The sequence below is a fragment of the Aeromonas sp. TECH754 genome, from assembly GCF_056279295.1.
The window spans coordinates 4,264,654-4,277,224 of the sequence record NZ_JBWBRA010000001.1 but is presented as its reverse complement, the minus strand read 5'-3'; the positions used below and the strand labels follow the sequence as shown (position 1 = coordinate 4,277,224).

Sequence of the window (12,571 nt, the reverse complement as noted above, 5' to 3'; positions counted from 1 at the left end):
CCAAGATGTTTCATCTAGAAGTCAATCAGTTACACAAGTCCTACGGCGAGACCCGGGTGTTCGAGGGGATCGAATTCGGCATCCGCAAGGGGGAGCTGGTGACCCTGCTCGGCCCCTCGGGCTGCGGCAAGTCCACCCTGCTGCGGGCCCTGGCCGGGCTGACCCCGGTCGACGGCGGCCAGATCCGGGTCGCCGGTGAAGACATCACCTGGCAGGCCCCCCAGCAGCGCGGCATCGGCATGGTGTTCCAGAGCTATGCCCTGTTCCCGAACATGACGGTGTGGGACAACGTGGCCTTCGGCCTGCGCATGAAGCCCCAGCCGGGGCGGGAGCTGGCCAGCAGCGTGCGGGAGGTGCTGGCGCTGGTGGAGCTGGAAGATCTGGCGAAGCGCTACCCGAGCGAGCTCTCCGGTGGCCAACGCCAACGGGTTGCCCTGGCCCGCGCCCTGGTGGTACGGCCCAGAATATTGCTGCTGGACGAGCCCCTGTCGGCGCTGGATGCCCGCATCCGCCGCAGCCTGCGCCAGCAGATCCGCGAGATCCAGCAGCGGCTCGAGCTGACCACCCTGTTCGTCACCCACGATCAGGAGGAGGCGCTGACCCTGTCGGATCGGGTGTTCCTGATGGACAGGGGGCGGATAGTGCAGAGCGGCAGCCCGGAGCAGATCTACACCCAGCCCGCCAACGCCTTCGTGGCGAGCTTCATCGGCCACTACAACCTGCTGACCCCCGAGCAGGCCAAGTCCCTGCTCGGCCCGCAGGCGCATAGCCAGCTGGCCCTGCGCCCCGAGTCCATCAGCCTGCTGCCGGCAAGCACCGAAGGCCATGAACACAGCCTGCCCGGCATCGTTCGCCAGCAGCAGTTGCTCGGCAACGTCATCCGCTACCAGGTCGAATGCGAGGCCGGGCTGCTGACGGTGGACGTGCTCAACCGCTCGGCCAGGGATCTGCTGGCGGTGGGCACCAGGGTCACCCTGGCGGTGGCCAGAGATCAGCTGCGTGAGGTAGCATAAGCGATGGATAACTCTCACTTTTTACGCGGCGCATTGCCGCCGGCAACCGTATTTCCGACCAGAGGGAGCCGACATGGCGCTGGCACTGTTTGATTTGGACGAGACCCTGATTGCCGGGGATTGTGCCAGCCTCTGGCTGGAGTACATGGTGGCCCAGGAGCTGGCGCCGGCGACCATGGTGGCCGAGGAGCAGGCCATGATGTCCCTCTACCATCAGGGCAAGATGGACATGCATCAGTACATGGCCTTCACCCTGCGGCCGCTGGTGGGCAAGGACAGAGCCTGGCTCGAACAGCAGTGCCAGCACTTCGCCGAGCGGGTGTTGCGGGAGCGGATCTACCCGGAGGGACTGGCCCGCATCGAGTGGCACCGGGAGCGGGGTGACCCGCTGGTGCTGATCTCCGCCTCCGGCGAACACCTGGTGGCCCCCATGGCCCGGATGCTCGGGATGGATCACTGCGTCGCCATCCTGCTGGACGAGGAGGCCGGCATGCTGACCGGCCAGACCCGCGGCACCCTGAGTTTTCGGGAGGGCAAGGTGGCCCGCATCGAGCAGCTGTTTGCCGGGCACTCCGGGATCTGGCAGGAGAGTCACGGCTACAGCGACTCCCACAACGATCTGCCACTGCTGCGGGCGGTGACCCATCCCCATGCGGTCAACCCCGCTCCCGGCCTGCGCCAGGTGGCCGAGGAGCTGCACTGGCCGATCCTCGACTGGCAGTTGGCGGGTTGAAAGCAGAAGGGACCCTCAGGTCCCTTCGTTGCTCAGCGCGGCGAGCCGGGGCTGTGACGCCCCCGCCTCCCCCGGCGGTTGGCCGAGGTAGATGCGATTCTTGCCATCGTGCTTGGCGCGATACACCTCGGCATCCGCCAGTTCCAGCAGGGCCTTGGCATCCAGCCCTGGCGCGCTGGCCACCAGCCCGCCGCTGAAGGTGATGCCAAGACCGGGTTCCCGCCAATCCAGCGAGGCCACCCCTATCCTGAACTGCTCCAGCAGCATGTGGCAGAAGTGGATGTCCGGGTTGACCAGCAGCACCGTCAGCTCCTCGCCGCCGTAGCGGCAGACCCAGCCATGATCCCCCAGCAAGCGGCCGCCAAGCTTGGCGACCCGCTTGAGCACCACGTCCCCGGTCTGGTGGCCATAGGTATCGTTGACCCGTTTGAAGTTATCCAGATCGAGCATCGCCAGACAGAAGGGCTGGTGCTCAAACAGCAGCAAGCCCAGCCGCTCGTCGAAGAAGCGCCGGTTGTAGAGGCCGGTCAGCTTGTCCATGTTCGCCTGCTGGCGTACCTCGTGGTAATCCTTGCTCACCTCCGCCAGCTCGGCATAGACGTGCCTGAGCTCGCGCATGCCGCCCTGGGGCACCTCATCTGGCTGCAGTCGACTGGCGCGGATCATGGCGGAGATCTCGTCCAGCATGCGCCTGAAGTAGCGGGCCCAGACCAGCGCCAGCAGCGCATAGAGCACGCAGGCCAGCACCACCACTCCCAGCACGTTGAAGGAGGCACTCGTCACCACGGCCTGGAAACTGGCCGCCGGTTGCACGCTGATCAGCACCCAGTTCCAGTGAGGCAGCCGGCGATAGGCCACAAACTGCTGGGTCTCGGTATCGAGGAAGATGCCCTCGGTGTTGCTAAAACGCGAGAGCCAGTGGGGGCTGGGCATGGTCTTGAGCAGCCAGCTCGCATCCGGATAGGCCAGCACCTTGCCGGACTGGTTGATGATCATCTGGTAGCCCGTATTGGGCTGGTTGTTCAACTGGGCCGAGAAGGGGGCCAGCACCATGTCGATGGCCACCACGGCCTGGATCTTGCCAGCCCGATCGGGCAGGGCCCGCGCCAGGGAGATCATCAGCTTGTCGTGCAGCTTGCCGTAGCCCTGATAGGGATCGGTCCACACCAGCTGGCCCGCCTGCTGACTGGCCAGCCGATACCAGGGTCGCGTCCTGGGATCATAGTCGGCGGGCACCTCGGGTCTGGGGTAGATCAGGAAGTCGCCCCTGGCAGTGCCCACATAGGCGGAGTCGAGATCCGCCATGACCCCCTTGTAGAGCGCCCACTCCTGCAGATAGCGTTCACTGTGCCCCAGCTCGGCGCCGCTGAAATCCTCGACCAGCACCTGGTCGTAGATCAGGTTGAACTGGCGTTCCAGCTCGTTGAGGTAGGGCTCGATGAAGGTGTGTTGCAACTGATTGTTGGTGGCGAGCAGACGCTGCTGCAGATCGAGCTGGAGGCTGCGCTCCATGTGCAGGTAGTAGATGCTGCCCAGCATCAGCACCGGCAGGAAAAGCAATGCCAGCCCCAGTCGCATCCTGGCAACCAGAGACCAGTTTCGAGTGGTATCAACCCGCGTGTCGTGCTTGGCCAATCCAGGCCCTCGGCTATCGTCAGATGCGATGTAGTGTGAGAATATCAGCCCCGCCGAACGGCGTCCAAGAGGAAGCTTGCGATGGGCAGGACGAAAAGGAATTTGCGCAGATGTTGAACCAGGACCTGCTGACGGCGCTTCACTATTGCGCCGTGATCACCCTGACCGGGGCCGTGACATCGGAATATTTTCTGTTTCGGCGCGGCATGTCCATCGAGCAGGTGCGCAAGCTGCTGCTCGCGGACAGCCTGGTGGCGCTGGCGCTGCTGCTCATCTTCATCACCGGCGTGTTGCAGGTGCTCAATCACGATCTGGCGCCGAGCGTCCTGCTCGCCAATCCCGGCTATCGCATCAAGCTGCTGCTGTTTTTCTGCATGGCCATCAGCATTTAGCTACCCCAGCCGGCTGTTCCAGCGCTGGCGCCACTCCCTGCGTCAGGGACGAGCGCCCATGGTGTCCATTCAGCAGCAATTCTGGGTGGTCTGGATCCTGCGCGGCAACCTGCTGTTGCTCGCCCTGATCCCGCTGCTGGCCAAGCTCGCCAACAGCTGAGGTGGTGCCCTTTCGCAGCGATGTTGGCTAAGCCAGCACCTGCGCCGCCATTTGCGGCTACCCGCCCTGATCCCCCTGCTGGCGAAACTCGCCAACGGCTGAAGACCGAGCTCATCTCGCAGCACTGCCGGCTGAACCCGTACCGGTGTCATCATCCCGCTGCCGCTCGCTCTGCTGACCTGGCTCGCCCATCGCCGACAGGCGGGCGGCAATCCACTCCAACCCGCTGATCAAAGAGTGAAAATGGCGGGCGACAAAGCCCCCCGCACACGGGTATCGTACTGAACAGAGGCCGTGGAGTGCCGCTGTGACCGTTTTTCAGGGATGAATCCGTATGCGTTCGAACATGATGTTATTGATGGCCGCCGCCATCTGGGGGCTGGGCTTCGTGGCCCAGCGCCTGGGGATGGATCACATGGGGCCCTTCACCTTCAATGGCCTGCGCTTCCTGCTCGGCGCCGTCTCGCTGCTGCCGCTGTTGTGGTGGCTCAAGTCGCGCCAACCCAGCGCGCCATCCGGGTCATCGTCCGCCGAGCGCCGGCTGCTGCTGACCGGCGGCCTCATCGCCGGCACAGTGCTGTTCAGCGCCGCCTCCCTGCAACAGGTGGGGCTGCTCTACACCACGGCCGCCAAGGCGGGCTTCATCACCGGGCTCTACATCATACTGGTACCCGTCATCGGCCTGGCCCTGCGCCACAAGACCGGGGCCAACACCTGGGTCGGCGCCCTCATCGCCATGGCCGGGCTCTACTACCTCAGCGTGACCGATGACTTCACCATCGGCTACGGGGATCTGCTGCAGGTGATCGGTGCCCTGTTCTGGGCCATTCACCTGCTGCTGCTGGATCACTACTCGAACCGGGTCGCGCCGATCCGCCTCGCCGGGGTGCAATTCGTGGTGTGCGGCCTGCTGAGCCTGGCCACCGCCTTCGTCATCGAGACCCCGACCCTGAGCGGTGCCGTATCTGGCTGGCAGGCGCTGCTCTACGCCGGGCTGGTGTCGGTCGGCATCGGCTACACCCTGCAGGTGGTGGGCCAGCGCGGCGCCCACCCGGCCCATGCCGCCATCATCCTCAGCCTGGAGACGGTGTTTGCCGCCATTGGTGGCGTGCTGCTGCTCGGCGAGACTCTCGATGAACGGGCCATCGTCGGCTGCAGCCTGATGCTGGCGGGCATGCTCATCTCCCAGATCCGCCTGAGATGGTGGTGGAAGTCGCGCCGGGACAAGGTGCCCAACCAGTCCTAGCCGGGTTGTGGTCTGATGCTGGCGGGCATGCTCATCTCCCAAATCCGCCTGAGATGGTGGTGGAAGTCGCGCCGGGACAAGGTGCCCAACCAGTCCTAGCCGAGTGAGTCATCATCGGCCGGTTGTGGTCTGATGCTGGCCCATATGCCTGATCTCCCAGATCCGCCTGCGCTGGTGGTGGAAGTCACGCCAGGTTGCCCCACGACAATGCAAAGAGGAGCCATCGCTGGCTCCTCTTGGTTTTATCTCGCATATCGACTGCTTTTCAGTCTGGAAGCAGTTGCTCTGGCTATCAGGCTTTGACGCTGGAGCAGAAGCTGACGTCGTCACGCAGCGGATCATTGCTCACGCTGTGATAGAGCTCGAAGCAGGGGCCGTCGCCGAAGGCCAGCCCGGCCGCCACTATCTCGCCGACGTGCTCCTGCCACAGGGGGCCGTACTGGCTTCGGTCCGTGATCACATAGCGGGACTGGGCATAGCGGCCGGCGGGGATAAGCTGGGTCTCCACCTCCCCCTCCCCCCGGCTCCCTACTGGCACCGTGATGCCGATGTCGGTGCGGCACTGGGCCGGTGGCGTCACCTCGGGGTTGTCGTGGTAGATGAAGATCCACTCCCCGCCCTCGAGTCCGCGCGCGGCTGCCCATTGATGCAGCCGACCACAGACCACGTCATAGCCCTCGCCATAGGGGCCGGTCACCCGGATATAGGTCAGGGTGCGGGCATCCATCTCGACGGTTTTCATGTTGTTGCTCCTTGCTGATGAGTGGCCTTCAGCATAAGGGGGTAACTCGTCCCATGCGTGTCCCTCCTTGCTCTCCTGGTGTCCATTCTTGCGCTTGTCGCGGCGAAACTCGCCAGGGGTGCAGCCGTAGTGGCGACGAAACGCCTTGGCAAAGGCCTGGGAGCTGGCGAGCCCCGCCCCCAGCGCGATGGCCGTGACGCTGGCATCGGTGTAGCACAACTGCCAGGCCGCCCGCTGCATGCGCAGGCGCCGGCACATCTCCCCCGGCGCCTCCCCCACCACGGCGGTGAATACCCGGTGGAAGTGGAAGAGGGAGAGACAGGCCCGCTCCGCCAGCGCCTCGATGGAGAGCTCGGGATCCTGCTCCAGCGCCCTGATGGCCGGCCGCAGGCGGGCGCGATAGTCGATCATGACAGGTTCACTCTCATGGCAATCTCACTCACTCTCATGGCAATCTGACCCGCCCCATATGCAGGGCATCGACGAAGCGCCCCTCGCGAAACGCATAGGCGGGGGAGCAGCCCTCCTGCTCGAAGCCATGCTTGCGGTAGAGCGCGATGGCGGCGGCGTTGTCGCTGTAGACCGTCAGCTCGAGCCGTTGCAGGTTGAGCCAGTTGTCCGCCAGATCCACCGCCGCTCCCAGCAGGGCCGAGCCCACCCCGCGCCCTGCCCAGTCATCGCGCACGCCCATGCCAAAAGAGCCCACATGGCGGCGTCGTGGGTTCGGCTCGATCGAGAGCCCCAAATTGCCGACCAGCAGGCCGTCCACGATCGCCACCAGACCGTGGCCGCTGTATTCGCTGAGCCGCTGCTGCCACATGGCCAGGGTCGGATAGGGCAGTTGCAGGGTGCCCGCCTGGGCCCTGGGCATGGCATAGAGATCCCGCAGCCCCTGGGCATCCCCGGCCTCCGCCTGACGAATCCTGATTTCAATCATCCCCTTTCCTCCCTGATGTGTGAACGTCCGTCCAAAATAGCGCCCTTTGTGTCCGTAGCCAACTCCATTAGGGCTACCTATCAAACACTTAGAGCTGACCGATTGGCCCCGCTCGCGCCCCTTGCCGTATCGTGCCTCCATCATCACAAGGAGATGCCCCATGACTGACAAGACCCTGCACAGCGCCAACGGTGCCCCCGTCGTCGACAACAACAACAGCCTGACCGCCGGCCCCCGTGGCCCGGTGCTGATGCAAGACATCTGGTTGATGGAAAAGCTGGCCCACTTCGACCGGGAGCGCATCCCGGAGCGGGTGGTGCACGCCAAGGGCTCCGGTGCCTATGGCACCTTCACCGTCACCCACGACATCAGCCAGTTCAGCAAGGCGGATCTCTTCAACAATGTCGGCAAACAGACCCCGGTGTTCCTGCGCTTCTCCACGGTCGCCGGTGAGAAGGGGGCCGCCGATGCCGAGCGCGACGTGCGCGGCTTCGCCTTGAAGTTCTACACCGAGCAAGGCAACTGGGATCTGGTGGGTAACAACACCCCGGTGTTCTTCATCCGCGACCCGCTCAAGTTCCCGGACTTCATCCATACCCAGAAGCGGGATCCCCGCACCAACCTGCGCAGCGCCACCGCCGCCTGGGACTTCTGGTCCCGCCACCCGGAATCCCTGCACCAGATCACCACCCTGTTCAGCGATCGCGGCATCCCCAAGAGCCTGCGGGAGATGAACGGCTACGGCAGCCACACCTTCAGCTTCATCAACGACGCGAGCGAACGTTTCTGGGTCAAGTTCCACTTCAAGACCGAGCAGGGCCACAGCTTCTACACCGATGAGGAGGCCGCCACCGTGGTCGGCCAGGACAGAGAGAGCAGCCAGGCGGATCTGTTCAACGCCATCGAGCGGGGCGACTTCCCGCGCTGGAAGGTCTATGTGCAGGTGATGCCGGAGGCCGAGGCCCAGACCTACAACATTCATCCATTCGATCTCACCAAGGTGTGGCCGCACAGCGACTACCCGCTGATCCCGGTCGGGGTGCTCGAGCTGAACCGGAACCCGGACAACTACTTCGCCCACGTGGAGCAGGCAGCCTTCACCCCGGCCAACGTGGTGCCCGGCATCGGCTTCTCGCCGGATCGCATGCTGCAGGGCCGACTGTTCTCCTACGGCGACACCCAGCGCTATCGCCTCGGGGTCAACCACGGCCTGCTGCCGGTCAACGCCCCGCGCTGCCCATTCCACCACGGTGCCCACCGCGATGGCGCCATGCGAGCCGACGCCAACGGCGGTGCCAGCCCGAACTACCAGCCGAACCGCTTCGGCACCCAGCAGCCGAGCGAGCAGCACGAGCCGGCCCTGAGTCTGGAAGGGGCCGCCCTGCACTACGATTTCCGCGATTACGATGACGACTACTACAGCCAGCCGGGCAACCTGTTCCGCATCATGGACGAGGGCCAGCGCACGCGGCTCGCCGCCAACCTGGCGCGCTCCCTGGTCAACGTGGAGGATGACGCCATCGTCCAGGCCCAGCTCAAGCACTTCGAGCAGGCGGATCCCGAGTACGCCGAGCGGGTCGCACAGGCACTGACCGCCATGAAGGGCTAAGTCGCAGATAAATATAATAAAGGGGCCAACAGGCCCCTTTTTTCACCAATAAAAACGGAGCCCTGAGGCTCCGTACATCAATTCATCTCAATCCCGAACGCAGCGCCTTCGCGCTCTGCCCGCTCCCGACCCAACAGGCGTTTGTACCACCAGCCATTGCGACGACGTTGGATATCGACAAGGAGTGGAAGAGCGACGCGCTGCCCGCCCCGATACTCCGATCATGACCAATAAAAACGGAGCCCTGAGGCTCCGTGCATCAATTCATATCAATCCCGAACGGAACGCGCTTCGCGCTCTGCCCGCTCCCGTACCAACAGGCGTTTGTACCACCAGCTACTGCGACGACGTTGCATATTGGAAGAGCGACGAGCCATTACTTGGATCCCAGTCAAGAGAAGAAAGAGCCGCATTATGCGATAGAGATCACGCCCATGTCTGTAGCTGGATCAAGAAAAGAGTCACTGGCCCACCCTGATCGTTTCTCTGTTGTCGCCGCTTGCCGCAGCAGGCTGACGCAGCTGAGGCTCACGCCAGATCAGGGGGCCGTTGCTCTCCTGCGCGTTCTGCGGGCCGCACTCCAGCCAGCCGTCTCCCTGCTGGATGCGGGCCCCCAGGGAGTATTTCTGATCCTGATACCAGCAGACCCGCTCGGGCAGTGCGCCGAGTGGCAGCACCAGATCCGTGCCCACCGGGCGCGTCAGGGTATTGGGGGCAGCCAGCGCCGGGGCAAGCGCACTCAGGACAAGCAGACGGCACAAGGATTGGATCATGGGAGGGTACCTGTGGTTCGGGGGAGTGATCCCTACAGCGACCATAGCCGTCGCCAACTTGACCAATAAATGTCTGCTCGTCTGGCATTCCGGAAGCAATATGGTAGCCTGCCTGCGCCCGCCGCTTCCGCCGTGGAAGGGGCGGCCCAGTTCAGGCGAGCTTGTCGGGGAACGACAAGATATAGCCTTATTAATCAAACAATTACTTGGATATGTCGTCGATGCGTATCATGCCGTTGCTCCAGGCTGCCTGCTTGAGTCTGATGTTGTCCGCCTGCGTTGCCCCCCTGCTGATGATGAGCCCCACCAGCCAGCTGATGTGGGCCCTGCTCAAGCCCCTGGTTGGTTTCGATCCGAACGAAGCCAACCTGTTCGAGCAGCCGCTCATCAAGGATCGCATGACCGCCATGCTGGGGCCCAACTACGACAGCACCATGCAGCTGCTCAAGACCGCCAACGAGTTGCAGCAGGAAGGCCCGCTGTTCTATGTCGTCTCCCGCTACGCCCCGGTGCCGGATATCGCCAAGCAGGCGGGCATGGTGTGGAATGCTGACACCAACCAGCTCTCCGTCATGCTGCAGAAGAAGGATGGCGCGACCCAGGTGTTCGGTGAAAACCTGACGGCGGCCACCCCGAGCTGGCCGAGTACCATGCAGGATTGGCAGAGCCAAACCGCCTCCACGGCCACCGCGACCACCCTCGGCGGCGTTGGCCAGGCCATGACCGGCTCGGGCGGTTCCCTGCTTGGCAACATGATGGGCGCCATGCAGCAGAGTGCGACCCAGGCCATCTCCAACTCCGCCAAACAGGCGGTTGGCAACGCCACGGGGGCGGTGCAACAGCAGGCTGGCAAGGCTGTCACCGATGCTGCGGCGCAGGCCACGAAAGGAGCCACCAGCGGCTTGCAGCAAGCCAACCAGGCCGTCACCGACTCCGCCAGGCTGGCGATAGGCGACGCTGCCTCCACGCAGCAACAAGCCAGCAAGGCCGTGGCCGACACCGCCAAACAGGCGGTCAGCGGCGCCACCAGCACAGTGCAGCAACAGGCCAGCAAGGCCGTGGCCGACACCGCCAAACAGGCGGTCAGCGGCGCCAGCAGCACAGTGCAGCAGCAGGCCAGCAAGGCCGTAGCCGACACCGCCAAGCAGGCGGTCAGCGCCACCACCAGCACCGTACAGCAACAGGCCAGCCAGGCCGTAGCCGATACTGCCAAGCAGGCGACCAAGGCCGCAGAACAGGGCGACCAGGCCAGGGCGGACGCCGAGGCTGAGCTGGAGAAACTGCTTAACTGATATCAGGTGGCATATCCCACCATGCAAACAGGCCACCCTAGGGTGGCCTGTTGTTTATCTGCGATGAGGCAGTGAAACCTTAAAAGTGACGATCCTGCTCGGAGGACTTGGCCACCTTGTCTTCGCTGTGCTCGATGGCGGTACGGATGAGATCGACACCAGCCCGGATGATCAGCACCCCCATGTTCACCAGCTTGACGCAGACCCACAGGAAGGTGATCAGCAGTATCAGCTTGAGCACCGTCTGAAACGCTTCGAGGAAATTCTGCTCAAGCTGGTTGGTGAGGCCGCTGGCGCTGGTCCTCAGCCAGGTGTAAACCTCACGCACGAAGGGGATGCGGCTCGGCATCTCCAGCACGTCCAGTGCGGCGGGCAAGGCCTGGAAGATGACGATGCTGCCAAAGAGTATCAGGATGACGCCAATGCCTATCCCCAAGAAAAAACCAATCTGTCGCATGGAAGGCCCCAAGCAGTGTTGAATGAGAAGAACAATAGCCGCCAATAGTAGGGACTGCCTCGGCCGACGGCAATCCTTGCGGCTCAGTTTGGGCCCGATCCGCGCCGTGTCAGCCGGGATTTCATCAGGAATTCATTGCCCAAGTATCTGATTTCTGTGACGCTTACCCCCATTCACTCCCCCGTGGACCCGCCATGTTTCGATCCTGTTTTTTCCTGCTCCTGCTGCTCTCCCCCTGGCTTGGCGCCCAGGCCGCCTCCACTGCGGCCGCCTGCGTGATCCGCCAGCAGCAACAGTTGCTGCTGGTCCGGGACAGGATATCGGATCGCTACAGTCTGAGCGGCGGCTATATAGACCCGGGAGAGAGCGCCGAACAGGCTGCCCTGCGGGAACTGTTCGAGGAGACCGGGCTGCGCGGCCGGATCACCGCCGAGCTGGGTCAATGGCAACGGGCCCGGCTGTTCGCCTGCCAGACCCTGGATCCCATCCAGGCCCAGACCGGCACGGGCTTCGTCTCCATACTGCAGGCCCCCAACCTCGGCGGCGAAATCCAGAGCGCCAGGCTGATAGCGCCGGCCCTGCTGCCCTCTGATCAGCGTCGCTTCCCGGCGCAGCTCGACTGGCTGGCCCCGAGGCTCGCAGAGGTGCCCGAGAGCCCGGTGCAGTGGCAGGCCGACTTCAGCGCCACCGACGCCGGAGCCAGCGGCGCCCTGCACAGGGCCGAGCTGCCGCTGATCCAGCGCCTGCAAGGCTGGCTTGGGCCAGACGCCCTCTGGCCCCTGGCCGGCAACCTGCTCGGCAGCGCCCCGGTCCAGCTCGGGCTGGCACTGCTGCTCTTGCCACTGCTCGGTTGGCCGAGGCTCTACCGGCTGCTGTTTGCCATGCTGCTGCTGACCCTGCTGGTGCAGCTCGGCAAGGAAGGGCTGGGCTGGCCAAGGCCCTTCCACCTGGACCCCAAGCTCGCAGAGCGAAGCGCCCAGGGCTTCGGCATGCCAAGCGGCCACACCGCCTCCACCCTGCTGTGCTGGGGTTTGATACTCTGCTCGCTGCCGGGGATCCGGGCCTGGCAAGGCATCATCCTCGCACTGTTGCTGGCGAGTCTGGCCGGGCTGGCCCGGGTCTGGCTCGGGGTGCATTTCATCTCGGATGTGGCGGTGGGGCTCGGGCTCGGCGCCCTCTTGTTGGCCCTGCGCAAACCTCTCTTCGCCCTGGCAGACAATCGCCTTGCCTGGTGCGCCCTGTGCCTGACGAGCCTGCTGGCAGGCTGGCTGACCCAATCCAGCGCCCTGGGGGCGCTGGCCATGTTCACCCTGGGGCTGGTATCGGGTACTCTGTTCCCACTCGAACGACACCCTGTACCCGCCATCCGTTGCGCCCTGCTGGCCCTGACGGTCAGCCTGGGTATCGGCGGCTTGCTGCTCGCCCTGCCGCTGCTCACCAGCAGTTCCCTGCTGATCCTGGCGGGGCAGGGATTGCTCATCGGTTGCCTGGGGCTCTGGCTGAGCGCCGGTCTCTGGTGGTCGCTACGTTTAATCCACCCCGGCTCCGCGCACCGGGGCCCAACCCCTACGTGAAGGGAATG

At 64.3% G+C, this 12,571-nt stretch carries 11 protein-coding genes and 2 pseudogenes; 8 read left to right on the top strand and 5 right to left on the bottom strand.

Annotated features, from left to right (window positions below; all coding sequences use genetic code 11):
- The first annotated feature begins 5 nt into the window (after positions 1-5).
- Positions 6-1,013: an ABC transporter ATP-binding protein gene (locus ACZ9IL_RS19590; RefSeq protein WP_476004948.1), complete on the top strand. Its 1,008-nt coding sequence runs from the start codon at positions 6-8 to the stop codon at positions 1,011-1,013.
- A gap of 73 nt (positions 1,014-1,086) precedes the next feature.
- On the top strand, positions 1,087-1,746 hold the full coding sequence (locus ACZ9IL_RS19585) for an HAD family hydrolase (RefSeq protein ID WP_476004947.1): 660 nt from the start codon (positions 1,087-1,089) through the stop codon (positions 1,744-1,746).
- Between the two features lie 15 nt (positions 1,747-1,761).
- Here ACZ9IL_RS19585 and ACZ9IL_RS19580 read toward each other — a convergent pair whose 3' ends face one another.
- The gene (locus ACZ9IL_RS19580; RefSeq protein WP_476004946.1) at positions 1,762-3,324 is read right to left on the bottom strand and encodes a sensor domain-containing diguanylate cyclase; all 1,563 of its coding nucleotides are present in this window, start codon (positions 3,322-3,324) and stop codon (positions 1,762-1,764) included.
- 167 nt (positions 3,325-3,491) lie between these two features.
- Here ACZ9IL_RS19580 and ACZ9IL_RS19575 point away from each other — a divergent pair.
- The 3 genes and pseudogenes from ACZ9IL_RS19575 to ACZ9IL_RS19565 form a co-directional block, all read left to right on the top strand.
- Positions 3,492-3,933 (top strand): annotated as a pseudogene (locus tag ACZ9IL_RS19575) (DUF2214 family protein).
- Between the two features lie 334 nt (positions 3,934-4,267).
- Positions 4,268-5,179 (top strand): DMT family transporter, encoded by a 912-nt coding sequence (locus ACZ9IL_RS19570; protein ID WP_476004945.1) that lies wholly within the window; start codon positions 4,268-4,270, stop codon positions 5,177-5,179.
- 3 nt (positions 5,180-5,182) lie between these two features.
- A pseudogene (locus tag ACZ9IL_RS19565) lies at positions 5,183-5,278 on the top strand (EamA family transporter); the annotation flags it as partial.
- A 193-nt stretch (positions 5,279-5,471) separates the two neighbouring features.
- Here the strand turns inward: ACZ9IL_RS19565 and ACZ9IL_RS19560 are convergent.
- Together ACZ9IL_RS19560 and ACZ9IL_RS19555 are read right to left on the bottom strand one after the other, a co-directional pair.
- Positions 5,472-6,332, bottom strand: coding sequence for an AraC family transcriptional regulator (locus tag ACZ9IL_RS19560; protein WP_476004944.1), 861 nt, complete (start codon positions 6,330-6,332; stop codon positions 5,472-5,474).
- A 34-nt stretch (positions 6,333-6,366) separates the two neighbouring features.
- Positions 6,367-6,855, bottom strand: a complete 489-nt coding sequence (locus ACZ9IL_RS19555) for a GNAT family N-acetyltransferase (protein WP_476005384.1) — start codon at positions 6,853-6,855, stop codon at positions 6,367-6,369.
- A gap of 163 nt (positions 6,856-7,018) precedes the next feature.
- On the opposite strand from ACZ9IL_RS19555, the gene ACZ9IL_RS19550 reads away from it, so the two are divergent.
- Positions 7,019-8,467: a catalase gene (locus tag ACZ9IL_RS19550; RefSeq protein WP_476004943.1), complete on the top strand. Its 1,449-nt coding sequence runs from the start codon at positions 7,019-7,021 to the stop codon at positions 8,465-8,467.
- A 461-nt stretch (positions 8,468-8,928) separates the two neighbouring features.
- On the opposite strand, the gene ACZ9IL_RS19545 is transcribed toward ACZ9IL_RS19550, so the two are convergent.
- Positions 8,929-9,240, bottom strand: coding sequence for a YnjH family protein (locus ACZ9IL_RS19545; protein WP_476004942.1), 312 nt, complete (start codon positions 9,238-9,240; stop codon positions 8,929-8,931).
- A gap of 221 nt (positions 9,241-9,461) precedes the next feature.
- Here ACZ9IL_RS19545 and ACZ9IL_RS19540 point away from each other — a divergent pair, with 221 nt between their 5' ends.
- Positions 9,462-10,532 carry a hypothetical protein gene (locus tag ACZ9IL_RS19540; protein WP_476004941.1) on the top strand — a complete coding sequence of 357 codons (1,071 nt, stop codon included), beginning with the start codon at positions 9,462-9,464 and terminating at the stop codon, positions 10,530-10,532.
- Between the two features lie 79 nt (positions 10,533-10,611).
- Here the strand turns inward: ACZ9IL_RS19540 and ACZ9IL_RS19535 are convergent, their stop codons facing one another.
- Positions 10,612-10,989: a hypothetical protein gene (locus ACZ9IL_RS19535; RefSeq protein ID WP_476004940.1), complete on the bottom strand. Its 378-nt coding sequence runs from the start codon at positions 10,987-10,989 to the stop codon at positions 10,612-10,614.
- Between the two features lie 194 nt (positions 10,990-11,183).
- Between ACZ9IL_RS19535 and ACZ9IL_RS19530 the strand changes: the two genes are divergently transcribed.
- Positions 11,184-12,563, top strand: a complete 1,380-nt coding sequence (locus ACZ9IL_RS19530; RefSeq protein ID WP_476004939.1) for a bifunctional NUDIX hydrolase/phosphatase PAP2 family protein — start codon at positions 11,184-11,186, stop codon at positions 12,561-12,563.
- The last annotated feature ends 8 nt before the right edge of the window (positions 12,564-12,571 follow it).

Coding starts and splice junctions, on each gene's coding strand:
- ACZ9IL_RS19590 (WP_476004948.1), top strand. CDS start 6: ATGTTTCATCTAGAAGTCAATCAGTTACACAAGTCCTACGGCGAGACC.
- ACZ9IL_RS19585 (WP_476004947.1), top strand. CDS start 1,087: ATGGCGCTGGCACTGTTTGATTTGGACGAGACCCTGATTGCCGGGGAT.
- ACZ9IL_RS19580 (WP_476004946.1), bottom strand. CDS start 3,324: ATGCGACTGGGGCTGGCATTGCTTTTCCTGCCGGTGCTGATGCTGGGC.
- ACZ9IL_RS19570 (WP_476004945.1), top strand. CDS start 4,268: ATGCGTTCGAACATGATGTTATTGATGGCCGCCGCCATCTGGGGGCTG.
- ACZ9IL_RS19560 (WP_476004944.1), bottom strand. CDS start 6,332: ATGATCGACTATCGCGCCCGCCTGCGGCCGGCCATCAGGGCGCTGGAG.
- ACZ9IL_RS19550 (WP_476004943.1), top strand. CDS start 7,019: ATGACTGACAAGACCCTGCACAGCGCCAACGGTGCCCCCGTCGTCGAC.
- ACZ9IL_RS19545 (WP_476004942.1), bottom strand. CDS start 9,240: ATGATCCAATCCTTGTGCCGTCTGCTTGTCCTGAGTGCGCTTGCCCCG.
- ACZ9IL_RS19540 (WP_476004941.1), top strand. CDS start 9,462: ATGCGTATCATGCCGTTGCTCCAGGCTGCCTGCTTGAGTCTGATGTTG.
- ACZ9IL_RS19535 (WP_476004940.1), bottom strand. CDS start 10,989: ATGCGACAGATTGGTTTTTTCTTGGGGATAGGCATTGGCGTCATCCTG.
- ACZ9IL_RS19530 (WP_476004939.1), top strand. CDS start 11,184: ATGTTTCGATCCTGTTTTTTCCTGCTCCTGCTGCTCTCCCCCTGGCTT.